37 protein-coding genes, 1 other RNA gene and 1 pseudogene are annotated in these 22,997 nt (G+C 38.6%); 34 read left to right on the top strand and 5 right to left on the bottom strand.

Annotation, left to right across the window (positions count from 1 at the left end; genetic code table 11):
- Positions 1–231: 231 nt before the first annotated feature.
- The 5 genes and pseudogenes from tnpA to ffs all read left to right on the top strand — a co-directional run.
- Positions 232–432, top strand: a pseudogene (gene tnpA / locus QM917_RS04955) (IS200/IS605 family transposase); the annotation flags it as partial.
- A gap of 526 nt (positions 433–958) precedes the next feature.
- On the top strand, positions 959–1,195 hold the full coding sequence (gene comW / locus QM917_RS04950) for a sigma(X)-activator ComW (RefSeq protein ID WP_414285123.1): 237 nt from the start codon (positions 959–961) through the stop codon (positions 1,193–1,195).
- A gap of 231 nt (positions 1,196–1,426) precedes the next feature.
- The gene (locus tag QM917_RS04945) at positions 1,427–2,713 is read left to right on the top strand and encodes an adenylosuccinate synthase (RefSeq protein ID WP_414285132.1); all 1,287 of its coding nucleotides are present in this window, start codon (positions 1,427–1,429) and stop codon (positions 2,711–2,713) included.
- Positions 2,714–3,043: 330 nt separating this feature from the next.
- A complete protein-coding gene (gene tadA / locus QM917_RS04940; RefSeq protein WP_414285130.1) occupies positions 3,044–3,511 on the top strand; it encodes a tRNA adenosine(34) deaminase TadA in 468 nt (155 codons plus the stop codon).
- A 32-nt stretch (positions 3,512–3,543) separates the two neighbouring features.
- An RNA gene (gene ffs / locus QM917_RS04935) (signal recognition particle sRNA small type) lies at positions 3,544–3,641 on the top strand.
- Between the two features lie 78 nt (positions 3,642–3,719).
- Here the strand turns inward: ffs and QM917_RS04930 are convergent.
- From QM917_RS04930 to QM917_RS04920, 3 genes are all read right to left on the bottom strand, one after another.
- Positions 3,720–4,856 carry a tyrosine-type recombinase/integrase gene (locus QM917_RS04930; RefSeq protein ID WP_414285121.1) on the bottom strand — a complete coding sequence of 379 codons (1,137 nt, stop codon included), beginning with the start codon at positions 4,854–4,856 and terminating at the stop codon, positions 3,720–3,722.
- A gap of 127 nt (positions 4,857–4,983) precedes the next feature.
- Entirely contained in the window at positions 4,984–5,448 is a 465-nt protein-coding gene (locus tag QM917_RS04925; RefSeq protein ID WP_414285119.1) for a hypothetical protein, read from the bottom strand.
- Between the two features lie 16 nt (positions 5,449–5,464).
- Positions 5,465–6,214: a S24 family peptidase gene (locus tag QM917_RS04920; RefSeq protein WP_414285129.1), complete on the bottom strand. Its 750-nt coding sequence runs from the start codon at positions 6,212–6,214 to the stop codon at positions 5,465–5,467.
- 190 nt (positions 6,215–6,404) lie between these two features.
- Between QM917_RS04920 and QM917_RS04915 the strand changes: the two genes are divergently transcribed.
- On the top strand, positions 6,405–6,530 hold the full coding sequence (locus QM917_RS04915) for a hypothetical protein (RefSeq protein WP_414285117.1): 126 nt from the start codon (positions 6,405–6,407) through the stop codon (positions 6,528–6,530).
- A gap of 171 nt (positions 6,531–6,701) precedes the next feature.
- On the top strand, positions 6,702–6,863 hold the full coding sequence (locus tag QM917_RS04910) for a hypothetical protein (RefSeq protein WP_414285116.1): 162 nt from the start codon (positions 6,702–6,704) through the stop codon (positions 6,861–6,863).
- 133 nt (positions 6,864–6,996) lie between these two features.
- Here the strand turns inward: QM917_RS04910 and QM917_RS04905 are convergent, their stop codons facing one another.
- Positions 6,997–7,341: a hypothetical protein gene (locus QM917_RS04905; protein WP_414285114.1), complete on the bottom strand. Its 345-nt coding sequence runs from the start codon at positions 7,339–7,341 to the stop codon at positions 6,997–6,999.
- 201 nt (positions 7,342–7,542) lie between these two features.
- Here QM917_RS04905 and QM917_RS04900 point away from each other — a divergent pair, with 201 nt between their 5' ends.
- Genes QM917_RS04900 through QM917_RS04890 form a run of 3 tightly spaced genes read left to right on the top strand, consistent with a single transcriptional unit; the run spans position 7,543 to position 8,234 of the window.
- On the top strand, positions 7,543–7,731 hold the full coding sequence (locus QM917_RS04900) for a helix-turn-helix domain-containing protein (protein WP_085819935.1): 189 nt from the start codon (positions 7,543–7,545) through the stop codon (positions 7,729–7,731).
- 12 nt (positions 7,732–7,743) lie between these two features.
- Entirely contained in the window at positions 7,744–7,959 is a 216-nt protein-coding gene (locus QM917_RS04895; RefSeq protein ID WP_414285113.1) for a helix-turn-helix transcriptional regulator, read from the top strand.
- Positions 7,960–7,991: 32 nt separating this feature from the next.
- Entirely contained in the window at positions 7,992–8,234 is a 243-nt protein-coding gene (locus QM917_RS04890) for a hypothetical protein (RefSeq protein ID WP_414285112.1), read from the top strand.
- A 132-nt stretch (positions 8,235–8,366) separates the two neighbouring features.
- On the opposite strand, the gene QM917_RS04885 is transcribed toward QM917_RS04890, so the two are convergent.
- Positions 8,367–8,606, bottom strand: coding sequence for a hypothetical protein (locus tag QM917_RS04885; RefSeq protein WP_414285110.1), 240 nt, complete (start codon positions 8,604–8,606; stop codon positions 8,367–8,369).
- Between the two features lie 109 nt (positions 8,607–8,715).
- Here QM917_RS04885 and QM917_RS04880 point away from each other — a divergent pair, with 109 nt between their 5' ends.
- The 24 genes from QM917_RS04880 (at position 8,716) to QM917_RS04765 (ending at position 22,960) form a co-directional block, all read left to right on the top strand.
- Complete coding sequence (locus tag QM917_RS04880) at positions 8,716–8,988, top strand: hypothetical protein (protein WP_414285109.1); 273 nt, start codon at positions 8,716–8,718, stop codon at positions 8,986–8,988.
- Positions 8,985–9,170 carry a hypothetical protein gene (locus QM917_RS04875; RefSeq protein WP_125409058.1) on the top strand — a complete coding sequence of 62 codons (186 nt, stop codon included), beginning with the start codon at positions 8,985–8,987 and terminating at the stop codon, positions 9,168–9,170. Before QM917_RS04880 ends, QM917_RS04875 begins: the two co-directional genes overlap by 4 nt.
- The gene (locus QM917_RS04870; RefSeq protein ID WP_414285108.1) at positions 9,167–9,364 is read left to right on the top strand and encodes a hypothetical protein; all 198 of its coding nucleotides are present in this window, start codon (positions 9,167–9,169) and stop codon (positions 9,362–9,364) included. The genes QM917_RS04875 and QM917_RS04870 overlap by 4 nt, the downstream gene beginning before the upstream one ends.
- A gap of 4 nt (positions 9,365–9,368) precedes the next feature.
- On the top strand, positions 9,369–9,710 hold the full coding sequence (locus tag QM917_RS04865) for a hypothetical protein (protein ID WP_414285106.1): 342 nt from the start codon (positions 9,369–9,371) through the stop codon (positions 9,708–9,710).
- Positions 9,711–9,941: a hypothetical protein gene (locus QM917_RS04860; protein WP_414285104.1), complete on the top strand. Its 231-nt coding sequence runs from the start codon at positions 9,711–9,713 to the stop codon at positions 9,939–9,941. It begins immediately after the preceding gene.
- 13 nt (positions 9,942–9,954) lie between these two features.
- A complete protein-coding gene (locus QM917_RS04855; RefSeq protein WP_414285128.1) occupies positions 9,955–10,677 on the top strand; it encodes an HNH endonuclease signature motif containing protein in 723 nt (240 codons plus the stop codon).
- Positions 10,670–11,152 carry a siphovirus Gp157 family protein gene (locus QM917_RS04850; RefSeq protein ID WP_414285103.1) on the top strand — a complete coding sequence of 161 codons (483 nt, stop codon included), beginning with the start codon at positions 10,670–10,672 and terminating at the stop codon, positions 11,150–11,152. The genes QM917_RS04855 and QM917_RS04850 overlap by 8 nt, the downstream gene beginning before the upstream one ends.
- Positions 11,152–11,511, top strand: coding sequence for a hypothetical protein (locus QM917_RS04845; protein ID WP_414285101.1), 360 nt, complete (start codon positions 11,152–11,154; stop codon positions 11,509–11,511). The genes QM917_RS04850 and QM917_RS04845 overlap by 1 nt, the downstream gene beginning before the upstream one ends.
- Entirely contained in the window at positions 11,511–11,975 is a 465-nt protein-coding gene (locus tag QM917_RS04840; protein WP_414285100.1) for a hypothetical protein, read from the top strand. The genes QM917_RS04845 and QM917_RS04840 overlap by 1 nt, the downstream gene beginning before the upstream one ends.
- Positions 11,944–13,119, top strand: coding sequence for a DEAD/DEAH box helicase family protein (locus QM917_RS04835; protein WP_414285098.1), 1,176 nt, complete (start codon positions 11,944–11,946; stop codon positions 13,117–13,119). The genes QM917_RS04840 and QM917_RS04835 overlap by 32 nt, the downstream gene beginning before the upstream one ends.
- A gap of 11 nt (positions 13,120–13,130) precedes the next feature.
- Positions 13,131–13,445, top strand: coding sequence for a hypothetical protein (locus tag QM917_RS04830; protein ID WP_414285096.1), 315 nt, complete (start codon positions 13,131–13,133; stop codon positions 13,443–13,445).
- Between the two features lie 11 nt (positions 13,446–13,456).
- Positions 13,457–14,155, top strand: a complete 699-nt coding sequence (locus QM917_RS04825; RefSeq protein WP_414285095.1) for an ERF family protein — start codon at positions 13,457–13,459, stop codon at positions 14,153–14,155.
- Complete coding sequence (locus QM917_RS04820; protein WP_414285093.1) at positions 14,155–14,448, top strand: hypothetical protein; 294 nt, start codon at positions 14,155–14,157, stop codon at positions 14,446–14,448. The genes QM917_RS04825 and QM917_RS04820 overlap by 1 nt, the downstream gene beginning before the upstream one ends.
- Positions 14,445–14,837, top strand: a complete 393-nt coding sequence (ssb, locus tag QM917_RS04815; protein WP_261184783.1) for a single-stranded DNA-binding protein — start codon at positions 14,445–14,447, stop codon at positions 14,835–14,837. The genes QM917_RS04820 and ssb overlap by 4 nt, the downstream gene beginning before the upstream one ends.
- Before the next feature lie 11 nt (positions 14,838–14,848).
- Positions 14,849–15,676 carry a bifunctional DNA primase/polymerase gene (locus QM917_RS04810; RefSeq protein WP_414285091.1) on the top strand — a complete coding sequence of 276 codons (828 nt, stop codon included), beginning with the start codon at positions 14,849–14,851 and terminating at the stop codon, positions 15,674–15,676.
- Between the two features lie 4 nt (positions 15,677–15,680).
- The gene (locus tag QM917_RS04805; RefSeq protein WP_414285090.1) at positions 15,681–17,060 is read left to right on the top strand and encodes a VapE domain-containing protein; all 1,380 of its coding nucleotides are present in this window, start codon (positions 15,681–15,683) and stop codon (positions 17,058–17,060) included.
- A gap of 377 nt (positions 17,061–17,437) precedes the next feature.
- A complete protein-coding gene (locus QM917_RS04800) occupies positions 17,438–17,593 on the top strand; it encodes a hypothetical protein (protein ID WP_414285088.1) in 156 nt (51 codons plus the stop codon).
- Positions 17,590–18,264 (top strand): DNA methyltransferase, encoded by a 675-nt coding sequence (locus tag QM917_RS04795; protein WP_414285086.1) that lies wholly within the window; start codon positions 17,590–17,592, stop codon positions 18,262–18,264. The genes QM917_RS04800 and QM917_RS04795 overlap by 4 nt, the downstream gene beginning before the upstream one ends.
- Before the next feature lie 22 nt (positions 18,265–18,286).
- Positions 18,287–18,688, top strand: a complete 402-nt coding sequence (locus QM917_RS04790; protein WP_414285085.1) for a YopX family protein — start codon at positions 18,287–18,289, stop codon at positions 18,686–18,688.
- Positions 18,672–18,983 (top strand): hypothetical protein, encoded by a 312-nt coding sequence (locus tag QM917_RS04785; protein ID WP_414285084.1) that lies wholly within the window; start codon positions 18,672–18,674, stop codon positions 18,981–18,983. The genes QM917_RS04790 and QM917_RS04785 overlap by 17 nt, the downstream gene beginning before the upstream one ends.
- Positions 18,984–19,100: 117 nt before the next feature.
- Positions 19,101–19,460: a DUF1492 domain-containing protein gene (locus QM917_RS04780; RefSeq protein ID WP_414285083.1), complete on the top strand. Its 360-nt coding sequence runs from the start codon at positions 19,101–19,103 to the stop codon at positions 19,458–19,460.
- Between the two features lie 150 nt (positions 19,461–19,610).
- Entirely contained in the window at positions 19,611–20,066 is a 456-nt protein-coding gene (locus QM917_RS04775; protein WP_414285082.1) for a terminase small subunit, read from the top strand.
- Complete coding sequence (locus QM917_RS04770) at positions 20,050–21,390, top strand: terminase (protein ID WP_414285080.1); 1,341 nt, start codon at positions 20,050–20,052, stop codon at positions 21,388–21,390. The genes QM917_RS04775 and QM917_RS04770 overlap by 17 nt, the downstream gene beginning before the upstream one ends.
- A 31-nt stretch (positions 21,391–21,421) precedes the next feature.
- Positions 21,422–22,960, top strand: coding sequence for a capsid protein (locus QM917_RS04765; RefSeq protein WP_414285078.1), 1,539 nt, complete (start codon positions 21,422–21,424; stop codon positions 22,958–22,960).
- Positions 22,961–22,997: the final 37 nt, after the last annotated feature.

Below are 22,997 nucleotides of genomic sequence, written 5' to 3'. Positions count from 1 at the left end.
ATTTCGGAACTTTGACAACTTTAAGAAACGAATTTTCATCGCTCTGAATATAAAAATGAAGAGGACATCAATTGTCCTCTCCAGATGTTAGTTTTTATTCAACCCACTACAGTTGACAATGAGCCAATAAACCACCCGCTATGCGGGTGCGCGTCGAAGGTTATACAAAAAAACTCCAAACGCGATACAATAAAGGTGTTCAAGCCAATTGTAAAGCGAAAGGAGAAAAATATGGCACAAAAGGCACATAGTTTATCGCACACAAAGTGGCACTGTAAGTATCATATTGTGTTCACCCCTAAGTATAGACGAAAAGTAATCTATAATCAATATCGAAGTAGTTTAGGCGAAATATTTCATCGCTTGTGTAGTTATAAAGGAATTGAGATTATCGAGGGTCACTTAATGCCAGACCATGTACAATTGAGTGTAAAAGAATATGAGGATCCCTTTAGGGATAGTGGTAAGTAATACCAAGGCCTCTTTAAGAGGCGAGTGACGAGCCAGCTTGAACAAGGTGAAAGCCAGCGTCTTTAGGCGCTGGCTGGTAATTTGAGCTTATAGTCCTGGTTCAAACCACCTGTTAGACGGGTTGTCATTATTTATCTTTCAGAGGTCATTTTTGTCTTTTTATATTTGCCACTTTATTAATATTTAATATTTTTATAAGTTTGTTAGATTTGAGTGTTTTATTTTAAGTTTTTTTTAATAGGTCTTATAAGTAATTCTTTAGTGGATTGTGTGGTCTTGCCATCATAGTTTAGACAGTATTTGTTTCTCTTTCATTAGGAAAATTTTAGATCTTTTTTTGAAATGTAGTATTGTGCACCTGATCTGTTAGTTGTCTTTATCTGTTATTTATTTGAATATTCATTATAGTACATGATAGAAGTATCTTCCCTGGTTCTTCTATTTTTTTGTTATACTCATTTTATCAATAGAAATGGAGTCAAATAAAATGATTGAACAGATTTATGAACAATATCTTGATTTTTATGATGTTATTGAAAAGGAATATAGTTATTTAGTAGATAATGATTTAGAATGGGAAGTTTTTCATCTTAGATTTTTACTCTATTATTTAGCTCGGTACAAGTTTGATATTATGCATCCTTTATTTTCTTACCACTATAGAGCTTGCTACCGTTTGTACATTGAACAGTTATTGATTTCAAATGACTGGGTTGGGGGATAATTTATAATTTTCATATTTCCGAACGATTTTATAGTTTTTTCTTTTCATAATATAAATTTACAATATTTTTTTGATATTAATTTTCTAATTTTCTCTAATTCCCTAATGTTTCTGGTTTTTGGTCTTGAAAAAATTGAGAATCTTTATTATAATAAATTGTAAGATATAATTGCAGGTGAGATTCCTGCCATGTATGTGAGAAAGGAAGAGCCTAAGGGCTCAGACAAGATTATGACTTCAGTTGTTGTTGTAGGTACCCAGTGGGGTGATGAAGGTAAAGGGAAGATTACAGACTTCCTCTCAGCTAATGCAGAAGTGATTGCACGTTACCAAGGTGGTGATAATGCTGGTCACACAATTGTGATTGATGGAAAGAAATTTAAGCTGCACTTGATTCCTTCTGGAATTTTCTTCCCTGAAAAAATTTCTGTCATTGGGAATGGGATGGTTGTAAATCCTAAGTCACTTGTGAAAGAGTTGAGCTATCTTCATGATGAAGGTGTTACAACAGATAATCTACGTATTTCTGATCGTGCGCATGTTATTTTGCCGTATCACATCGAGTTAGACCGTCTGCAAGAAGAAGCTAAGGGTGAAAATAAGATTGGTACTACTATCAAGGGTATTGGTCCAGCTTATATGGATAAGGCTGCTCGTGTTGGAATCCGTATTGCAGATCTTTTGGATAAAGAGATTTTCCGTGAGCGTTTAGAACGTAACCTTGCTGAGAAGAATCGTTTGTTTGAAAAATTGTACGAAATCAACCCTATTTCAATTGATGATATTTTTGAAGAATATTATGAATATGGTCAACAAATCAAGCAATATGTCACAGATACTTCTGTTATCTTGAATGATGCACTTGATAATGGCAAACGTGTTCTTTTTGAAGGTGCACAAGGGGTCATGTTAGATATTGACCAAGGAACTTATCCGTTTGTTACTTCTTCAAACCCTGTTGCTGGTGGTGTGACAATTGGTTCTGGTGTTGGTCCAAGCAAGATTGACAAGGTTGTAGGTGTATGTAAAGCTTACACAAGTCGTGTTGGTGATGGTCCATTCCCGACTGAATTGTTTGATGAAGTGGGAGAACGCATTCGTGAAGTAGGTCATGAGTATGGTACTACAACAGGTCGTCCACGTCGTGTAGGTTGGTTTGATTCAGTGGTTATGCGTCATAGTCGACGTGTTTCTGGAATTACGAATCTTTCTTTGAACTCTATCGACGTTTTGAGTGGTTTGGATACAGTTAAAATCTGTGTAGCCTATGATCTGGATGGTCAACGTATTGACTACTATCCAGCTAGTCTTGAGCAATTGAAACGTTGCAAACCTATCTACGAAGAATTGCCAGGTTGGTCAGAAGACATCACTGGAGTACGTACTTTGGAAGATCTTCCTGAAAATGCACGTAACTATGTTCGTCGTGTTAGCGAATTAGTTGGCGTTCGTATCTCTACTTTCTCAGTAGGTCCTGGTCGTGAACAAACAAATATTTTAGAAAGTGTTTGGTCATAAGAGATTTTTAAGATTTGTTTAAGATAGTTCAGCTATACTATAGACAGTTACAAGAAGACCTCCTAACTTGTTGTAACAAATATCCTAAACTTTTCTTTTTCATAATAATCTCCCTATAAAGTCACCGCATTCGGTGGCTTTTTTTATGTAGTGAAACATGGTATAATGATAAAATTGATGATAGTCAGTGAAAATTAAAGAGTAAATTAGTTATGAATCGATAAAAATATTATTTTGAAGTTGCAGATGTTAGTATTACATTATGCTAAGGGAATTCTGATATATTTGGAAGAGATTTTAAAAGATAATAAGCAGGAAAAGAGAGAAACTATGGATTATACAGTTGAAGAAAAAGAAGCATTTATGAGAGAGGCCTTGAAGGAGGCAGAGATTGCTTTAGAGCATAATGAAATCCCAATAGGTTGCGTAATTGTAAAGGATGGAGAAATCATTGGTAGGGGCCACAATGCACGTGAGGAGTTGCAACGTGCGGTCATGCATGCGGAAATTATGGCCATCGAGAATGCGAATCTGAGGGAAGAGAGCTGGCGTTTGTTGGACTGCACACTTTTTGTGACCATTGAGCCTTGTGTCATGTGCAGCGGGGCGATTGGGCTTGCCCGTATCCCAAAGGTAGTCTATGGGGCTAAAAATCAGAAATTTGGTGCAGCTGGAAGTCTGTATGATATCTTGACAGATGAGCGTCTTAATCATCGTGTGAATGTTGAGACGGGGATTTTAGAGAGTGAATGTGCAGGTATTATGCAGGAATTTTTTAGAAATCGACGGAAAAAATAATTTCTCTTTTAAAATCTTTGGGAATGTGGTATAATAACTAATGGAGCAACAGTTCTGCGTGAAGCGGGTCAGGGGAGGAATCCAGCAGCCCTAAGCGAAGTGAATTGTGTGCTCTTTTTTCGTACATTCAAAAAGCCCTTTAATATCAACACTTTAAGGGGCTTTTGTTTGTCTTGTGTAAGGAAAAGGGGCAGACGAGGGGCAGAATTTAAAATTTTATCTTGTCTAACTTGCTAGATATGTCTGATACCATTTTTTGAGTGACATGGGAATAAATCTCTAGTGTGGTCTTTGAGTCGCTATGTCCTACTCTATCCATGATAGCAGTCAAGGGGATACCTAATTCAGCAAGTAGGGATATATGGGAGTGTCTGAACATATGTGTAGTGATGTTCTTATCTATGCCGATTTTCTGTCCGTGTCTTTTCAAGGCTGCAATCACCCGGACATTTGTTATCGGCTCTCCTAGAGTGTTGATGAAAATAAAATCTGTATCAAATCCATTTGTTGCATTCTCTATTATCTGCTCTTTGATAATGTCTAACACTTTTTGAGGTGCTGTTATAACCCTATCAGATTTGACTGTCTTTGGTGTAGTTCTCTCTTTTTGTCTGAAATCGTATGTATGCTTGATGTGAATGGTCTTTTTAGAAAAATCTATATCCTCTTTGTAATTTAAGGCAGCAAGCTCTCCATACCGCATGCCGGTAAGAAAAAGAACTTTAGCTATTCGGATATACTTTGTGATTCGATAATCACAAAGGGCCTCTTCTTTTAAGTTTTGGATGAATAACTTAAACTCTTTCTGATCTAAGTATTTTGTATTTTTCTTTCTGAGATCGTCAGTTGTAATTACCTTTCTAGGCATTTCAACAAATAGCATTTCATTTGTATCGATGTAATTCATTCTGACCGCGAATTTCATTATCTGATTAAGCTTGAACTTTATTTTAGAAACATAGTTATGAGACCTTCCATCTTGTAATAGCTGATCTACCACTTTTTGTAATAATCGTCTATCGATATTTCTAACTAAATAGTCGCCCTCTATCTGCTTTAAAATCTCTTTTTTTACATTTTTTGAAGCGTAGACGGTTGAATTTTTAACGCCGTGTTTCCAATTCTCCTCGAATTCCTCATATAGTTTTTCAAAAGTTATATCAGAAACAAAATGTTGTTTTTCTCCTAACTTTTGTTTTATCTTCTCTTGCAACAAGATAGCAGCTTGATTTCTTGCCTGGGGAGTTTTCTTCTCCGTGGTCACTGAAACTTTTTTTAATTTCTCAGTATATGGATCTTTATATCGCTCAAAAAATTTGTATTTTCCGTTGGGAAGTTCTTCCATCCACATTGCGTTTACCTCACTTTTTTGTTAAAATGAGTATAAGAAAACGACCTTTTGAATGGTTGTTTCTTATACGTAAGTTCCTCACACTCAGAGTCGCCAAACTTTGCGAGTGTGGGGATTTTTATTATTCAAATCCTTTGAAGCTATCTAAAATCTTATCTTTTGAGTCAGTCGGGTTAACAATCATAACAACGAAATCACCGTAAATTGTAACAGGCTGATCAAGTAGTTTTTTATCTTTCTTGATTGTTGCAAAATATGGATTATTTTCCTCGTATTGATATACTTCTACTGAGCTTCCGTCTTGTAAAACGAATCCTTTACCATTTTTTGCTTGTACTAGCGAAGATGATTTTTCTTGTTCTCGTTCAATGGTAAAACCATTATCTTCTAGCGCTTTCTTGAAATCATCTAAACTGGTCGCTTTTTTAGAAGCAGGTTTTTCGCTTGCCTTTGTTTCCTTGACCTCGGATTGTTCTGTTTTTGGCTCTTCAGAACTACCTTTTGTAGTGGATTGGTTACTAGAGCAAGCTACTAGAGTAAAAGTAGCAGTAAGCAAGATAGTTGATGTGGTTAGTAATTTTTTCATGGATAATCTCCTTTTTTTATTTCTCTCTATACAAATCCACGACTTCGCCGATAATTCGGAAGTCGGTCTCTGGTGTGATTGGCATATCCTTGTACGCTGGGTTTAAGCTATGTAGGTATGCCTGTTCTTTGTCAATGACAAGCTGCTTGATATAAGCATCGCCGTTGTAGTTGAATACTCCGATAACACCGTTATTTAAGTCCACGCTGGTTTGAATGAATACCAGGTCGCCGTCGTGATAGTCAGGCTCCATGGAGTCCCCTTTGATTGGAATGACGAAGTCGGCATCGATATCTACTGGTAACTCAATCCGCTCCACTCGTACATCGTTCAAATACTGGCCTGTACCTGCAGAAGCTGGGTGGTCGTAGTAGTCGTAACTATAAAGTTGGATGACTTCCGATACTTCGTTTATCTTCGTTTCTTCTTCGTTTTGACTCTCCAGAAGTTCCTCAGATGTCCGTAGCACGATTTTTTTATTCGGGGTAGTTAATTGCACCACCTTATCCGTAATTTGCTGTGTGAGCGAATCTGGAGTGTTTGGGAGGGGCAAAATGGATTCTTCTTTAAAAGTAGTATCTATATCTGATTTTTTTATCTTAAAGTAGTCAGCTAATTTTTGAATAATTCCAAAAGAAGGAGCGCTGCGAAGATTTATATAATCAGATAGAGTACTTGGTTTTATTCCAACAGCTTCGGCTAATTGTTTTTGAGTGATTCCTGCTTCTTTTCTATATTTTGTTATATTTTCAGCAATGAGCTTCATTCTTTCATTATTATCCAAGACAAAAGTCCTCCTTTTCTAATTCTCATTATATATCATTTTAAATAGATAAACAATCAAAAATACGAAAAAATCCTACTTTTTTGATAAAAACTATTGACAATACGAAAAAAACGTATTATAATTAAATCAAGCTTAGAGATAAGCAAATAAAACGAAAGGAAAAAGAGATATGCGGAGACGCAAGAAGCCTGAAAAGGCAACAAAAAAGGAACCGTGGCTAGACGGTCCCAAAGCTCTGGTTATCTCAACGGTTGTTACAGCCAGTGTTGAGTTAATCAAACACTTCTTGAAATAGAAGTGGGATGAGCGGGGCGAAAGCCCCAAGGCTCACCAATAGTATAGCATATCTCAGAGGTTTTGTCATGAAAGACAAGAAGAAATTTTGGAATGTGGTCTGTTGGCTACTCACCGGGTCTATCTGGGTGTACTTCATCTGGAAATGGTTCTTTTAGAAAGGAGGTAAGGAATGAACGAACTAGAATGGTTTTACTTTGCTATCATTGTCAATACTATCATCGGCTTTGCTACGTACTACGCTAGCAAAAGATATAGAAAAAAGCGCATCAACGAGTATAAAAAAACACACGATGATGAGCTTGAAAGAATTAGAAATAAATTTAATTTATGACTTCTCCAATCATTTTATTTTGATTATACAACATTTGAAAGGGGTGAGAAAATGAGGCTAAGACGATATCCGTATAGCGGAAAAAGAAAAAAGCCTACCGATCAAGCGATAGACTTTGTAATAGATCAAAGTGCTATTCTTCAATTGGTTGTTCAAAATTCCCAATTGAAACACCCAGAATCTGATCTAAAAATAGACAAACGTATGGCATTTTGAATGGTCCACCGATTGAATTGGTGCGAACTTCAACATCTACTAAAAAGATTGCTGTTGGATTTTTTTCATCGTATTCAGAAACTCGAAGATTTTTAATCGTTTGAGCAATCGCAGATATGTGAGGATAATCATCATTATCAGGGGTGTAAGGTTTGCCAATATATTGTCCAGCAGCTGTTTGGACTATCAACTTGTGGCCTGTATCCTCAGCAATAATCCCATGTGCGAGTAGAATATCATATTTTGCTAAGTTGTTACTCATATTTTCTCCTCCTTTCTGTTGAATTTTTTGACTAAAACGGGAGAGGTCTTAGTCAATATATATTATATGCTAAAAAACAATGATTGTCAATATATTGTGTGATGATGGGAGTTTATTTCGTTTGTGGCACAATATATAGTGTAATAGCATATATAAGCACAAAAAATATAAAAATAAAGCTAGATAAGGAGAAAAACGGCTATGCTTTGGGAAAAAATATCCGAAAAACTTTCAGAAAGAAATTGGACAGTTTATAAACTTTGTTTAAAAGCAGGTATCGGACCAGCTGGAATCTATCGTTTAAGAGATGGAGAGGTGAAAGATTTATATTTTGACACAGTTAAGAAAATCGCTGATGCGTTGGAAATCAGCATAGATGAATTAAGATAAGGAGGTAGGAACGTGCAGTGGACTTTAGAGGCTATGCGAATCAACAAGGGACTTACTCAAGCAGAGTTAGCAGATAAATTTGAAGTGTCAAGCCAAACAATTGCCCGACTAGAAAAAGATAGCTCGGATATCGGTTATCAACTATTGAAAAAATACATGCTTTTTTTCAATGTAAAGTTCGATGATATTTTTTTGGGAAAAAAATACGAAAATTTCGTAAGAAACTAAAACAAAAACTGAAAAAGGAGAAATTATGACGGATGAAAGAAAATATAAAACATCTTCATGAACGCATAAAGCATTTTCAGTCATTGATTGATTATATGTCTGAGCGTGGGCAAAAGTATTATTTAGAAAAAGATTGGTTCGATAACCCAACTCTAATTTCTATAGAATACGCAAAAAAAGAAGTAGAACAAGCTCAGAAAAAGCTAGAACTACTTCCTAGACGGTCTGTTATGGGATGTATTTTGCGATTACTGCACCGATTATTCCATAAATAAAAAGGAGGAAAGGAATGGAGGATATTATTAGAGTTCTGGAAAAAGAAAGAGACCATCTTGATAAAATTATCAAGTCGATCTCTAATAATGGGAATTTTCTTAGGCCACCATATCAAAGGAGACCTGTTTCGGTCAGTGAGAATCTGAAATTGATTTCTCAAAATCTTGATAAATTAAGCGAGCGAGTTCAACAAACCACGAATCAACATTCATGATTTCAAGATGACGAAAGAAACCTGTTTTGGTTTCCAGTTCGGAATCGTGTGCATAACGTAATATTTCTCTAGCAAAGATGGTTTCAAAATCAAAATCTTTACCATCATCGTAGATGTCGCGTTTGCTTGCCATTGTCAAATATTCTTTAAAAGTCATGACTTATCTCCTTTCTAAGTTGATAAGTCAATTATAACAAAAAGCACCTAACGAAAGTCAGGCGCTTACTAAAATTACTAACTAGATTATATCACAGAAAGGAGCAAAAATGGAAGCAGTTGAAATTGTAAGAATTAAAGATGTGATCATCGAAAAGGTTTCGGCTAATGATGAAGAATTAGAACATATCTTTGGATGCTCAAAACGGCAAGCAGGAGACATGAGACGAGAGATGAAGAAGCTACCTAGTCAACAGAAGCACCTTAGGAATGATGGCCAGCTTGTCACAATCAAAGGTTTTGACGAATATCTGCAATATCGTGGGACTCAAGCTTGGAAAAAAGAAATGTTGAAAAGCAAGAAAATGAGGTCAATAGGATGAACTTTTTAACAAAAATAAAAGACTGGTTGGGAAAAGAAATAAATACTGACTGGAGAATCGTAGCTTTGGATTTAAACAGAGCATTGATTGACCTTCAAGAAAAATACCAACAAGCAAATCAGCGTATAGCAGATCTTGAAAATATTGTGGCGATTTATGAAGAAAAGGAGAAAGCGAGATGATGGAGTACATTTACCTGGTAACAATAGTTGGAATCATCCTGTGGTCACTAGTAAATAAACTAGATGATCACGCTGAAATGAAGCAGAAAGAACGTCAGCTGATGGCAAGTAATGTCGCACGGATGAATCTGAGAAACTCAGACAAGCAATTTACTTATGACGTGGAACCGCCTGTAGGGCTAGTTAAGGAGTAGAAAGATGACTCAAGCTGAACGAATCAGGGAATATTATAGAGAGCACCCTGCTGCCTCATGTGATGAAGTGGCTGAGGTTGTTGGTACAACAAATAGCAACGTAAGGGCGAACCTGGCTAAAGATATCAAGGCAGGCAGATGCGTTCGCTTGGAAGATAAGTCATACGACTATTCGCCTTACTTTAATCACACAACGGAACTCACCGAGTTGGTTGATTGGAAGAATGACAACAGACGTGAGTGGGTGGATATGCTGACAAGAGCAGCAGAGAAAGAAACTGATAGCAACGTTATGCGTTTGCTGATTAAAGAAGCAAATAAACTGATGAAAGAGGTGACTAAGTAGATGGTTCGAAATAAATTGACAGATTTGACAAATACTTTGTTTGCCCAACTAGAAACGTTGGACGACAGGGATCTTACAGCAGATGAATTAAAAGTGGAATTGCAGCGCTCGAAACAAATGGTCGCTATCTCAGGTCAAATCCTACAAGCTGGCCAGTTGGCGCTAGATGCCGAGAAGCTAAAAGATAAGGTAGGTGAAGTTAATGCCCCGATCGCTTTGCTGGAAGGATGAATACACGGAGTACATGCATGAGATATGCCCTGGTCGTTTAACCCCGGAAGTGACCAGGTTGCTGAACGAAAAATTTGGGACGAACTATACCAAGACTCAAATAGGAGAAGTACGCAAACGTTTAGGATTACCAGTTGGAAAAGTCTATCAAGGTCGATTACTGACAAAGGAGCAACACGATTATCTTGTATCGATCCAAGAAAATAAGATTTCTCGTGATGTCGCAAATGAAATGAACCAAAAATTTGGCTTATCGCTAACAGAGAAACAGATTAAGAGTTATCGGAGAAATAATAATCTACATAGTGGTTTGACGGGAAGATTCGAGAAAGGTCAGACTCCCCACAATAAGGGGAAGAAGTACCCCAATATGCCAAAAAACAGCGGGCAGTTCAAAAAAGGTAATAGGCCTCCTAATTATGTTCCTGTCGGTACAATCAACTACACAACAGATGGTTATCCGAAAGAAAAAATCGGTGAACCTAATAAATGGATGTTGAAACATCGTAAGGTTTGGGAAGACCATCACGGTCCGATACCAAAAGGGTACTCAATCGTTTTCCTAGACGGAGATAAAACAAACTATGATATTTCAAACCTAGCTTGTTTATCTAAAAACGAAATTGCTAGAATGAATCAAAATCATCTATTCACGTCCAACGCTGATTTGACTAAATCTGGTATTGGACTAACAAAACTTACAAACAAAATCAGAGAGGTAGAAAAAAATGGCTAGTTTATACGAACTAACAGGTCAGTTCCTGACAATTTACCAATTGGATATCGATGACGAAACAAAAGCAGACACGCTTGAGGCGATCGATTGGCAAGGGCAATTCGAACAGAAAGCGGAAGGATATGCCCATGTTATCAAGAATCTAGAAGCAGACGTGGTCATGTACAAGGCTGAGGAAGAGAGCTTCAAAGCAAAGAAACAGGCAGCGCAAAAAAAGCTGGATTATGTTAAAGATAACATTATGACAGCGATGAAGGTCACAGGTCAAACTGAGGTCAGAAGTGGTGCGCTGACTTTGAAAGTACAGAAAAATCGTGAGTCTGTCCAAGTGGATGAAGGATTACTGCCTAAGAAGTACTTTGCTAAGAAAATTGAATTGAAACCGGACAAAACCACACTCAAAGAATTGTTGAAGGCTGGTAAGAAAATTAAAGGTGCGGAACTTGTCCGGACAGAAAAGTTGGTGATTAAGTAATGGAATTGATGAACAAAACACGAGTAACAGATTCACTAGCAGTCGTGATTGGACCGGAATCAATTGAAGTACTTGTTACTGAAGGTTTTCTATTCGATGTTGCGATTCGTTTTGTGAAAGTGGATGAAGCAAATCTTGATCAAGGAAATGAAAAGCCGGTATTTACTCCGGAGTACAAGCTGGTCACAGTCGCTAAATACAAGGAAAAACCTATCTTTGAATCCGAGGAAGATATTCGAAGATTCGAAAAACAAGCAAAAGAAGTTAAATCGCTATTTGCCTTTGCAAAGGTAAATAAACAAAATTGGTTTAACACAGCCCTTTATCCAGGTGTTCTGACGGAGAAAGTTGGTGTCTGATGAAAATTTTAGCAATTGATCCAAGTAGTAATAAAATCGAAACTAGTACAACAGGAATTGTACTCTTGGATAATGCAAAACTTGTTGACTATTGGGTGGTCCCTTATGGCGCTCAAAACTTCAAATCCTGGTTCAAAGAGATTGGTTGCAGTCTTGAGTTTGATATAGTGGTCGTTGAAAAATTTGAGGTTAGGGACAATGATTATTCCAGAGACAACACAGTAGTTGAGACCATTGCAGCTATCGAACTATGTTATCCGGACTTGGTTCTGCAGCGTAACGCAGGTTATCAGACGGATATACCAAATGACTTGCTGAAAGCTCTTGGGCTATGGTCCTTTGAAAAAAGTCACCACAACGATGTGAGAGCGGCTGCAAGACTTGGGCTCTTCTATGCCCAGAGGAACGATATTGAGGAGGTGATTGTGGACATTGGCAATCGAATTACGCAAATGGCAAGCTGAAGCAGTTAAACGAAGTGACCGTGATTGCCCTGGTATTTTCCTTGAGGCGTATGGAGGGCGTGGCAAAACTATCTGTGCTTTTGAAATAGCAAAGCACAAGAAAGCCAAAAAGGTCCTAGTAATCAATAATCGGTTGGCCATTCTGGAAGGCTGGAGTAGTACTTATCAAAATCTAAGCTACAATACTGATTTTGAATTAGAAACCATGACGGACCGCAGATTGCAGAATAGACTTGCAAGCGGTGAGTCTATTGAGTGCGATGTGTTCATTATTGACGAGTGGCAGAATATGTCCAGCGATGCCAATGTGAAGGCTTATCGCAAGGTCAAACGTGGCTATACTGTAGGTCTGTCAGCGACGCCCATCAGAAAGAAGGGACAAAACTTCTACCCGCTTGAAAAAACATTTTTTGGAATGGCTGATCCTAACCAAAAGGAAAACTGGCAACTAGCCCACGGTAAGATGAAATATTCCAAGTTCAGCTATTCTAAGCAAGAATGGGATGACTTCCGAGACTATGAAAGCTACGTGGCCAATCTGCCAAATTTTTTCCGCTGGGAGGAAGTAGAAGCTATTGAGGAAGCCGAAGAAAACAACGGATTTGAGGTTATCTTTGAGCCCGTCTGGTGCCTAACTGCTAACCCAGAAGAACTGAAACAATTTAGGAGATTAAATATTGTTGGAAAAGATGGCAAGTACGCCATGGCAAAACAGACATTTGGCCGAAAGACTTTCGAGCGATATTTAATCCAGACAGGTTTTGAGGTTGACTTCCCAAAATTGAAAGCAGTGAATGCAGACACTCCAATGTTGCTACAATTGGATCTTCTGCTGGCTAGTAAGACAGAAATGTTGATAGTCAGCAAATCCAAGCAGATTGTAGAGGTTATTCGAGAACGTCATCCAGAAATTGGTATTTGGACTGGAGATAAGAAGGACTCCCTCGAACAGACAAACGTTGTAGCCACAAGCCAGGTGCTTGGTGTAGGTGTGGATGGTCTACAACATAAATTTAAGACTATTGTAATTTTAGATCCTGTTAGTCCGTCTGACGGAGATTATGACGATTATCGCCAACTTTTATGGCGAGTAACAGGCAGCCGTCAACAGCATGACGTGCGTGTCATTGAATTTTATTTCTAAGGAGAATCAAAATGAAACTTTCAAGTGATTATATTGTAATGCGTGACAAACGAAGCGGACATTTTTTAAATGAACTCAAGAACAAACATTCTTCATTAGCTACCAAGGCCGGTTTTGTAGACGATATTCGAGGCGCCCTTACAATGCCATACAATTCTTATCTAGAACAGAAAACGGCGGTAAAAGCATTGGCCAAAGTACACGGAATGGAGATTGTTCGGGTTAAGGCTACATTTGATCTAACTTATCCAAATGGTGGCGATGTTCAAAAAATCGAGCGCGAGAATAAAAATATTGGTTTGTTTGATCTATTGAGAAGTTTATAGAAGGGGGATTTATGGTAACAAAACAACAATCTCCAATCTTTATCACTTTACAGAGCATCCAGCAGAAGTTGGTTGCTCCGAAAGGGCAGTATAACAGTTTTGGGAAGTATAGCTATCGAAGCGCCGAGGACATCCTAGAAGCACTGAAGCCAATCTTGCAGGAACACGATGCAGTATTGATTTTGCAAGATGGAATTGTGCAAATTGGCGACAGGTATTATGTTGAAGCAACTGCGACTTTGTATGCAGTTGGTGAAACTATTGGGACTACAGCGTATGCTAGAGAAGATGATAGCAAAAAAGGGATGGATGGTAGTCAGGTTACAGGGGCGGCTTCAAGTTATGCACGTAAATACGCGCTAAACGGACTCTTTATGATTGATGATAATAAGGATCCTGATACAGATGAATATCACAATCAGAATAACCAGGAATCAAGCAAGCAGCAAAAACCAGCTGGTCAGAAAGAACAAACAGCTAAAGCTTCTTCAAAAAGTAACGGATCAAGAAATATTACTGGAGAAGAAGCAAAAGCACTCCGGACTGAATTAAAAAACATGGCAGAAGCAACAGGGAGTCCTGCTGCAACAATTGGGAGATGGTTTATCGATAAGATGGGTGTTGACAAACCTGAGAACATTCCAGCTTCTCGTTTAAAAGAAGCTCAAAAAATTATCGCAGATGCAAAGAAAGCAAGAGGTATTGAATAATGGGATATACGGAACTGGGGCGCAAACGTCCGATTGAATTACAGAGCGCTTATTATGATAAGATCCTAGTTTATCAGCATCAAGGTGAGATTTGGGGTGTATGTTATAAGCACGGAGAAATTGATTGTGTTTACAACTACACTAAGAACGATTTCTTTTGGCTTGAAATTTCAGATATGTCCTTGAAAGAAATTGTTACTAAAATTATCCAGCCTTTGAAGAGAAATTCCCCAGGATCATACGGATTTGATGAACGTACGTTCAGTAGAATTTTGGAGGTAATAAAACAATGATCAATAATGTTGTACTTGTAGGGCGTATGACTCGTGACGCTGAGTTGCGTTATACCCCATCAAATGTAGCAGTTGCGACTTTTACTCTTGCAGTAAACCGTACATTTAAGAGTCAAAATGGCGAACGTGAGGCTGATTTTATCAATGTCGTTATGTGGCGTCAACAGGCTGAGAATCTTGCTAATTGGGCTAAAAAAGGCTCACTTATCGGGGTGACAGGTCGTATTCAGACTCGTAGTTACGATAACCAGCAAGGACAACGTGTTTACGTGACAGAGGTCGTGGCTGAGAATTTCCAAATGTTGGAAAGTCGTAATCAACAAAGTTCGAATGATACATTTGGGAATGGCAATCCGATGGATATTCAAGACGACGATTTACCGTTCTAAGGAGTTACTAAATGGGAATGAAAGAACATGCCTTGGCTTATCAAAAAAAAGGATTTTCGGTTATTCCTATTAGTCCTTCGAATAAGCAACCGATGATCAAATTTGCTGATAAACCAGCTATGACTGCGCAGGAAATTGAGGATTTTTGGAGTCAGTATCCGGATAGCAACATTGCTGTTCGGACTGATAAATTCTTCGTTATCGATGTGGACTTACACGGTAAGCATAACGGATACGAGAGCTTGGCCAATTGGGAACATCTGAACTTGATAACTCCAACGTTGCAGGCAAGAACTGCAAGTGGTGGCAAACATATCTTTTACTTTAAACATCCTGATGTGTCTATGACTCAAATGATAGGCTTTCTGCCTGGTGTGGATATCAAAGCACATCCAAACAATTACGTACTAGTAGCTCCGTCTAAAACTCCCAAAGGTGTCTATACTTGGGACAAGAAAAAGTCCAAAGAGGGGGGCACGATGGTTACTGCTAGTCGAGCACTTGTCATGGCCATTAAGAAAGAATACAACAAAAAGAATCCGGGTAGCGACCTGGATAATATCTACTACCAAATCAGTAAAGGTGCTGGTAAAAGAAACCGTACCACAGAACTCTTTGAAATGGTTGTCATGGGGTTTGGTGATGAAGGTAGCAGAAATGATACACTTGCAAAATTTGTAGGCGGACTATTGAGCAGGTCAGTAGAACCGAACTGTATACTGCAACTAGCAGAAACAGCCAATAACAATTCGGTAGAGCCTCTTAGTCACAAAGAATTAAGTAGGACTGTTGAATCCATGATCAAGAAACACATGAGGGGAGGTGGCCATAATAGGTGATGTTGTGAATATTTCAATCAAGCAGTTTTCGCGCAGGAAGAAAAAAATATTGAACGAGGAAGGCGAAGAGGTTGAAATTGAATCTATCGTGGCCGACAGTCCCAGAAATGTACTACTTGCAATGAAGAGCGATAACAAGCTCAACGACTTTCTCAGGCACAATGAATTTACTGGAGAACACGAAATTGTAGAGGATGTCAAACTGGATGCCATTCAGTTAAGAAAGGGGCAGCTACCGTCGGCCTTCGAATCCTACTTGAGTGTATACTTGGAAAATCATTTCAAGACAGTTTTCAAGGCTGGAGCACTAAGAGACGGCATTGAAGCATTTTTTGCAGAAAAAACCTACAATCCGGTTAAGGAATATATGGAAAACGCATATGAGTCATGGGATCATAAAGAACGACTTGCCCAGGTATTTCAAACTTGGTTGGGTGCAGAGGATAGCATCTTTGTTCAGAAAATAGCTGTCATGTTCTTTGTTGGTGCGGTTTCTAAGGTTTTTAATCCCTGGGTTAAATTTGACTACACGCTCGACTTGGTCGGTGGCCAAGGTGCTGGTAAGACCACCTTCTTGCAAAAGATAGCTGTTGACTGGTATACGGATTCAGCTAAAGATTTTATGGATAAAGATAACTATGAGATCATGCTGAAATCCCTGATTGTCAATGATGATGAGATGGTCGCGTCCAGAAAGACTACTTTTGATGAGTTGAAAGCGTTTGTAACTAAAACAGAACTTTCTTTCCGTAGGTCGTACGGTCGAAGAGCTGAAAAATTTCCTAAAAACTTTGTTATCGCAAGGACCAGCAATAAAATTGAGTACCTGGGAGACAAGACTGGTGAACGGCGCTTTCTGCCCATACTGGTGGATGCAGGTCAGCAGTTTGTCAAGCCATTTGATATGACAGAGCATGATGTGATCCAGCTTTGGGGTGAAGCAGTAGCTATCTACAAAAAAGGATTTATACTTACCTTTGATGATGAGTTCGAAAATGAGCTTGCGGTCTATAAGGAGCGCTTCACTTATAAAGATGAGGCCGAATCGCAAGTCTACGATTATCTTGAAATGCTAGTCCCAGAAGAATGGGAAGACTTTTCAGTTTCTCAGCAATATCAATATACCTGGTGCTACTTTAATGATGGTAGCTATCGCAATGAGTCCGGCCTGATATATGAAGGTGTGAAGCTTCAATCGAGTGTGTCTGCCAAACAGATATTAAAGAATGTTTTTGACATTGATAGTGCGAGAGGTGAAAAGATTGCTAGGAAAATCAAGTTGATTATGGACAATAATCAGGATTGGGAATACAAAATTAAGAAGGTTAAAGGGAAAACAATACGTGCATATTTTAGAAAAAATATACAAACAGAAGTGATGTAACCTCGGTGAAAGTGATGTAACCTTTTGGGTGAAAAATGGTCAAAAATCATGCTTCGGTTACATCAGGTTACATCATTGATGTAACCGCAAGAAAAACCAGTTATATCAATGGTTTGAGTGCTGTTTTTGATAAAATTTTAAAAAAAGTGATGTAACCCTCCTAAAGCCTTGATACTACTGATGTTTTAGTGTGTCTATTAGTAAGGTTACATCATTTATATAAAATATTTAATAAGTAAAAATAGCAAGAGCTATAAACGTTGATATAACAGCATTCTTGTTTTTTATAAAATATGTTTTTCAAAAAGTGATGTAACCTGTAACCTCGGAAAAAATATTCACAAAATAAGCATATTATTTAATATAAAGGAGAGAAAATGTCATACACAGTAACATTATTTTTTGACAACATGGTAGATGAAACCCACTTTTTCAAAAAGGAGGGAGATGCTGCCAAATGCAAGGCTCAGCTAGAAAGCAAGTATCGAGGGAATCGAATGTATAAAGTTAAGATGGATGAGGTGATGACTTGAAATTATTTCTTAACGAAGATTGTATGGATGTCATGAAACGATATCCTGATGGTTACTTTGACTTAGCTATTGTAGATCCTCCATATTTTTCCGGACCGGAAAAAAGAGAATTTTATGGGAACAAAATCAGTCCTATAGGAGTCCATAGATTGTACGGCAAAACAACTAAATGGGAAGTTCCGGGGAAAGATTATTTTGATGAATTATTTAGAGTTTCAAAAAATCAAATTATTTGGGGCGTGAACTACTTCAACTACTCTTTCGGTTCTGGCCGTATCGTATGGGACAAGGTTAATACTCATTCAAGTTTTTCAGATTGTGAGTTAGCGTACTCCAGTTTACATGATAGCACGCGCTTATTTCGCTATATGTGGAATGGCATGATGCAAGGGAAGTCAATATCCGAAGGTCATATCCAGCAAGGAAACAAGGCTTTGAATGAGGTTAGAATTCATCCAACCCAAAAACCCATCAATCTTTATTTCTGGTTGCTGCAAAACTACGCAAAAGCCGGAGATAAGATTCTTGATACTCATGTCGGTTCAGCAAGTAGCTTGATTGCTTGTCAGGAGTTAGGTTTTGAGTATGTTGGTTGTGAGCTTGACAAAGACATCTTCAACCTTGCTCAACAGAGACTCAATGATTATGAAAAACAAATAAAATTACTTTAAAAGATGAAAAGGAGGATTTGGTATGATACCAAAGTTTAGAGCGTGGGATAAATTTGACAAGGTTATGAGAGATGTGACATTGCTGGATTACAATCAAGATTTTGTTGGTTATAGTTACCCCGTATTTATGAAGAGTACAATGCACATGGAGCTCATGCAATCAACAGGACTTAAAGACAAAAATGGCAAGGAAATCTTTGAGGGGGATATCCTTGCAAATGGTCCAGATGTTATGTGTATGAAGAGGCATAACACGCTAGGTTTTTATGTCGAGAAAAAAGGCGGGGTTGAATTTATTGCAGACGGTGCAGTTTTAGAGGAATTTGAAGAGGATGCTAAAGAGATTGCTGATAGCCTTGAAATCATCGGCAACGTCTATGAAAATAAGGAATTTTTGGAGGTAATAAATGAAAAACGAAAATAAAGACTCCTTACCACAAGTGTTAGGCGGTTGCTTAGGTATGATACTAACCTTATTTATCAGTCTATGGCTCGCAGGAGTAGTCATTCATTACGGTTGGAATAACATCATTGCAGCAACATTTGAAATCCAAAGAATAACATTCTGGCAGGCTGTCGGAATTGATTTACTCATTACTGCGATTACTGGAAGTCCGAAAGGTGATACAGAAAAATCTTGGTTGGAGATCCTGGGTAAAGTTATTTACTGGTATCTTGTTCTTTGGTTTTTGATGTGGATTGTGGTAAGTCTTTTATAAAACAAAAAAAGCCAAGACACTCTCTGCCTCAGCTAAATTCCTATTAAAATTATTATATCACAAAGGAGATAGAGAGTGAAGGCTAAAGAGCTTTTAAGCGAATTGCAAAATCTTGACATGGATATCCAGAGTCGTATCGACGAAATCAACGAGCTTGAGGCTGGTCTGCTCTCGAGTCCGAAGTGGGCCGATGTAAAAGTGAAGAGCAGTCAGACGAAAAAGGTTGATGATGTATATGTTCAACTTATCACGATGAGGAATGAAATCGAAAAGGACACGAATATCATTATCAATCGTAAGCTGGAATTAGGTCGCATGATTAACAAGCTGGCAGATCCAAAGCATAGAACAATCCTGAGAATGACTTATATCAATAAAGGTACGGCTGATAGTATTTGTTATGACTTGAAAATGAGCCGTACAACCTATTACAGATTGAAGAATGAGGCAATTTTAGCCTTGGAAGAAGTCATCTGATGTTATAGGTTAAAAATGGGACTATTTGGGACGGCACGGTTCTAAAAATCTGTTAGAATGGTAGTATCAAGAATTGAAAAGAGAGGTCTTGAAAAGGTCACTCATTGAGTGGCTTTTTTGATTTTGTGAATGGAGGTGATGGAAAATGGGATGACTGAAAAACAAAAGATTTTTGCCGATGAGTACATCATCTGCTTAAATGCAACACAGGCTTATAAAAAAGCATATCCAAATATCAAAAAGGATGAGGTAGCTCGAGCAAATGGAAGTCGATTGCTAGCAAATGCTAACGTCAAATCCTATATAGAAGAGCGATTGGAAGAGTTGAAATCTAAACGTGTCGCTGATCAGCAAGAAGTGCTCGAATTTTTGACTTCTGTTATGCGTGGTGAGGTCACAGAGCCTTTGCTTGTTTTAGATGGTGAAGGCACTCAACGTGTCGTAGAGGCAAAACCTAATGTATCAACTCGTAAGAGTGCTGCTGTTGATTTAGGTAAGCGCTATGGTCTATTTACCGAGAAAGTAGATATCAATGCTACAGTAACCGAGACTAAGAAGTTTGACGATATCGTTAGTCAGTTGGGCGGTGATGGACTTGACGAATAGCTTCCCTTTATCTCAAAAGTACATTGATTTTTGCAATAGCTTTAATAATGTTGATGCTGACTTTTTGGAAGGTACAACGGCTGCTGGAAAAACAACAGTGGGTGTTGGTGTCAAGTTTATGCGAGCAGTCAGCAGAAGTTCGAAGAAGTTCCACATCATTGCAGCAAAGACAGTTGGTGTAGCTGAAAAGAATATCATTAACCAAGACAACGGTATTTTAGATATCCACAAAACGGCAGTCTACTGCGGTAATGGTGATAAAGATTCGAAGATTCCTCACATCAAGTTTGAGGGGAAAATTATTTATGTATTGGGATATGACAACAAGGAAAAATGGAAGCTGGTTCTCGGTGGACAGTATGGATGTGTCTATATTGATGAGGTCAACACAGCTGACATTGAGTTTGTTCGTGAGTTGTCCACACGTAATGATTATTTGATGGCAACGCTCAATCCGGATAATCCTGATTTACCAGTCTACAAAGAGTTCATCAACAAGTCGAGACCATACAAAAAATACGCAGGCGATGTGCCGGAAAAAATTATGCGAGACCTATCAGAACCAGCTAACCCTAAATGGCGTTACTGGTTTTTTACGTTTAATGACAACTTGTCACTAACACCAGAAGCCATCCAGAAGAAAAAGGATGCTGCACCAGTTGGGACTAAGCTCTACAAAAATAAAATACTTGGTCTACGTGGCCGAGCAACAGGAATTGTCTTCGTTAACTTTGATGGTAAAAGACATGTGTTGAGTAAGTCTTTTGTAAAGAATACGGTCACGTTCCAGCGGTTCACAGCTGGACTAGATACAGCTTACTCATCAAGCAGTCCGGATACAATTGCAATGATTTTCCAAGGGATATCAGATGACGGGAAGTTATATACGCTGGATGAGGAAGTTTACAACAACGCTGAGCTTGATGTACCGATTGCACCATCCGATACTGTGGTCAAGTTTATCAATTTCCTAGAGCGCAACCGTGGTGAATGGGGGCTGGCGCGTGATGTATTTGTTGATAGTGCGGATCAGGCGACAATTACAGAATTAAACAAATACAAGCGACAATACGGCTGTCTGTATATCTTTAACAATGCTTATAAGAAAACTAAGATTATTGACCGGATCAACTTCCAAATTGGTTGGTTAGCTCAAGGTTGCTACTATGTGTTGAGTCATTGTACGAATCACATCAAAGAGCTAAACACGTATGCGTGGAAAGAAGGAAAAGATGAGCCGGAAGACGCAAACGATCATACAATCAATGCGAATCAGTATGCGTGGTTGCCATACAGGAAGATAATCGGAAGAAAGGAAAACTAAAGTGGGAATAATGGATATGATCAGAAGGAGTATGAGAAGCTTTCTCAAACTGGAACAGGCACAGCCAAATGTCATCACAATTACAGAGGCAATGACGTTTGAAGATAATGCAGCCAAGAACCAAATATGGTACCGTGGCGACTCATACGAACTGGACCAGCTCTACAAGCAATTACCACACAGCAACATCAACTTTTGGGGAGCGACAAGTACTCCTGGGCAAGAAATTAGAAAGATTCACACAGGAATACCTGGTCTCATCGTTGATAGGTTGGTAGATATCACGCTGCACGATATGAATGATTTAGACTTTGCCGAGGGAACGCAAGGTAAATTGTGGGAAGAGATTGCTGAAGATAGCAACTTCCACGATCAACTGCAGGAGGCGATTAAAGATAGTCTTGTGATAGGTGATGGTGCCTTTCGTATTTCATTTGACCCGGAACTTACAACGTTGCCTATTGTTGAATGGGTTGGTGGAGATAGAATTGAAATCATCTACAACCGTGGAAGATTGAAAGAAGTTATCTTCCGCACGCACTTCACAGAACGCAGACGGAGCTATTTGCTCGAGGAAATCTACGGATATGGCTCATTAACTTATAAGCTCTACAGGGGCGAAACTGAGCTAGATATGAGCGCGACAGAGTACACTGCTAACCTTGTCGATGTGAAGTTCGATAAATCCGTTATCTTGTGCTTGCCGTTTAAGATTTACACGTCACCTAAAGTAAAAGGCCGTGGTCAATCTATCTATGATCGTAAGACTGATGCTTTTGATAGTTTGGATGAGTCTTGGAGTCAGTGGATGGATGCTCTTCGTTCTGGACGATCACGAGAATATATTCCTGAGAACTTACTTCCTAGAGATCCCTACACAGGCGAAATTAGTAAGGGCAATCCTTTTGACCATCGCTTTATCAAGGTCGAGACAGCAATGGGCGAGGATGCAAAGAACACAATCACATTGCAACAAGCTAATATCCCGCATGAAAGTTATTTGAGTACATATGTGACCGCGCTTGATTTAGCTTTACAAGGTATCATTAGCCCATCTACACTTGGTATCGATGTCAAGAAGCTAGATAATGCCGAGGCACAACGTGAGAAAGAAAAGGCAACTCTCTATACTCGCAATGCTATTGTGACAGCTCTGCAAGATTACCTGCCAAAATTAATTAGTATGGTTTTGAATGCTGATAGTGTGCTTAAGAAAAACCCACTACAGAAAGTCAAGGTCGACGTGCCGTTTGGTGAGTATGCTAATCCTAGTTTCGAATCACAAGTTGAAACGGTTTCTAAGGCTAAGACAGGTGGTATCATGTCGATTGAAGCGAGCGTTGAGGAATTATACGGTGACTCAAAAGAACAGAAATGGAAAGACCAGGAAGTAGCAAGAATCAAAGCGGAGCAAGGTGTGACAGAAGTCAACGTGCCATCATTGAATGAAGCTGCTAACGATTTTGAGATAGAGAAGGAGGCTGAAGATGCTGAAGACGGTGACGATAGGACAGAGGATCTATCACATGAGTCAGAAGGAAGCGCAGGGACTTCTACAGATAGCGAGTGATAATGTAGAGTTTGGTATCTATGCTGTTGAGAAGAAC

Source organism: Streptococcus infantis (assembly GCF_047460685.1).
Taxonomy (GTDB): domain Bacteria; phylum Bacillota; class Bacilli; order Lactobacillales; family Streptococcaceae; genus Streptococcus; species Streptococcus infantis_AD.
This window is presented reverse-complemented; position numbering and strand designations above follow the sequence as displayed.

Excerpts from the sequence above, each read along its gene's own strand:
- comW (WP_414285123.1), top strand. The coding sequence starts at position 959 with ATGATTGAACAGATTTATGAACAATATCTTGATTTTTATGATGTTATT.
- QM917_RS04945 (WP_414285132.1), top strand. The coding sequence starts at position 1,427 with ATGACTTCAGTTGTTGTTGTAGGTACCCAGTGGGGTGATGAAGGTAAA.
- tadA (WP_414285130.1), top strand. The coding sequence starts at position 3,044 with ATGGATTATACAGTTGAAGAAAAAGAAGCATTTATGAGAGAGGCCTTG.
- QM917_RS04930 (WP_414285121.1), bottom strand. The coding sequence starts at position 4,856 with ATGGAAGAACTTCCCAACGGAAAATACAAATTTTTTGAGCGATATAAA.
- QM917_RS04925 (WP_414285119.1), bottom strand. The coding sequence starts at position 5,448 with ATGAAAAAATTACTAACCACATCAACTATCTTGCTTACTGCTACTTTT.
- QM917_RS04920 (WP_414285129.1), bottom strand. The coding sequence starts at position 6,214 with ATGAAGCTCATTGCTGAAAATATAACAAAATATAGAAAAGAAGCAGGA.
- QM917_RS04915 (WP_414285117.1), top strand. The coding sequence starts at position 6,405 with ATGCGGAGACGCAAGAAGCCTGAAAAGGCAACAAAAAAGGAACCGTGG.
- QM917_RS04910 (WP_414285116.1), top strand. The coding sequence starts at position 6,702 with ATGAACGAACTAGAATGGTTTTACTTTGCTATCATTGTCAATACTATC.
- QM917_RS04905 (WP_414285114.1), bottom strand. The coding sequence starts at position 7,341 with ATGAGTAACAACTTAGCAAAATATGATATTCTACTCGCACATGGGATT.
- QM917_RS04900 (WP_085819935.1), top strand. The coding sequence starts at position 7,543 with ATGCTTTGGGAAAAAATATCCGAAAAACTTTCAGAAAGAAATTGGACA.
- QM917_RS04890 (WP_414285112.1), top strand. The coding sequence starts at position 7,992 with ATGAAAGAAAATATAAAACATCTTCATGAACGCATAAAGCATTTTCAG.
- QM917_RS04885 (WP_414285110.1), bottom strand. The coding sequence starts at position 8,606 with ATGACTTTTAAAGAATATTTGACAATGGCAAGCAAACGCGACATCTAC.
- QM917_RS04880 (WP_414285109.1), top strand. The coding sequence starts at position 8,716 with ATGGAAGCAGTTGAAATTGTAAGAATTAAAGATGTGATCATCGAAAAG.
- QM917_RS04875 (WP_125409058.1), top strand. The coding sequence starts at position 8,985 with ATGAACTTTTTAACAAAAATAAAAGACTGGTTGGGAAAAGAAATAAAT.
- QM917_RS04870 (WP_414285108.1), top strand. The coding sequence starts at position 9,167 with ATGATGGAGTACATTTACCTGGTAACAATAGTTGGAATCATCCTGTGG.
- QM917_RS04865 (WP_414285106.1), top strand. The coding sequence starts at position 9,369 with ATGACTCAAGCTGAACGAATCAGGGAATATTATAGAGAGCACCCTGCT.
- QM917_RS04860 (WP_414285104.1), top strand. The coding sequence starts at position 9,711 with ATGGTTCGAAATAAATTGACAGATTTGACAAATACTTTGTTTGCCCAA.
- QM917_RS04855 (WP_414285128.1), top strand. The coding sequence starts at position 9,955 with ATGCATGAGATATGCCCTGGTCGTTTAACCCCGGAAGTGACCAGGTTG.
- QM917_RS04850 (WP_414285103.1), top strand. The coding sequence starts at position 10,670 with ATGGCTAGTTTATACGAACTAACAGGTCAGTTCCTGACAATTTACCAA.
- QM917_RS04845 (WP_414285101.1), top strand. The coding sequence starts at position 11,152 with ATGGAATTGATGAACAAAACACGAGTAACAGATTCACTAGCAGTCGTG.
- QM917_RS04840 (WP_414285100.1), top strand. The coding sequence starts at position 11,511 with ATGAAAATTTTAGCAATTGATCCAAGTAGTAATAAAATCGAAACTAGT.
- QM917_RS04830 (WP_414285096.1), top strand. The coding sequence starts at position 13,131 with ATGAAACTTTCAAGTGATTATATTGTAATGCGTGACAAACGAAGCGGA.
- QM917_RS04825 (WP_414285095.1), top strand. The coding sequence starts at position 13,457 with ATGGTAACAAAACAACAATCTCCAATCTTTATCACTTTACAGAGCATC.
- QM917_RS04820 (WP_414285093.1), top strand. The coding sequence starts at position 14,155 with ATGGGATATACGGAACTGGGGCGCAAACGTCCGATTGAATTACAGAGC.
- ssb (WP_261184783.1), top strand. The coding sequence starts at position 14,445 with ATGATCAATAATGTTGTACTTGTAGGGCGTATGACTCGTGACGCTGAG.
- QM917_RS04810 (WP_414285091.1), top strand. The coding sequence starts at position 14,849 with ATGGGAATGAAAGAACATGCCTTGGCTTATCAAAAAAAAGGATTTTCG.
- QM917_RS04800 (WP_414285088.1), top strand. The coding sequence starts at position 17,438 with ATGTCATACACAGTAACATTATTTTTTGACAACATGGTAGATGAAACC.
- QM917_RS04790 (WP_414285085.1), top strand. The coding sequence starts at position 18,287 with ATGATACCAAAGTTTAGAGCGTGGGATAAATTTGACAAGGTTATGAGA.
- QM917_RS04785 (WP_414285084.1), top strand. The coding sequence starts at position 18,672 with ATGAAAAACGAAAATAAAGACTCCTTACCACAAGTGTTAGGCGGTTGC.
- QM917_RS04780 (WP_414285083.1), top strand. The coding sequence starts at position 19,101 with ATGGATATCCAGAGTCGTATCGACGAAATCAACGAGCTTGAGGCTGGT.
- QM917_RS04775 (WP_414285082.1), top strand. The coding sequence starts at position 19,611 with ATGACTGAAAAACAAAAGATTTTTGCCGATGAGTACATCATCTGCTTA.
- QM917_RS04770 (WP_414285080.1), top strand. The coding sequence starts at position 20,050 with ATGGACTTGACGAATAGCTTCCCTTTATCTCAAAAGTACATTGATTTT.
- QM917_RS04765 (WP_414285078.1), top strand. The coding sequence starts at position 21,422 with ATGAGAAGCTTTCTCAAACTGGAACAGGCACAGCCAAATGTCATCACA.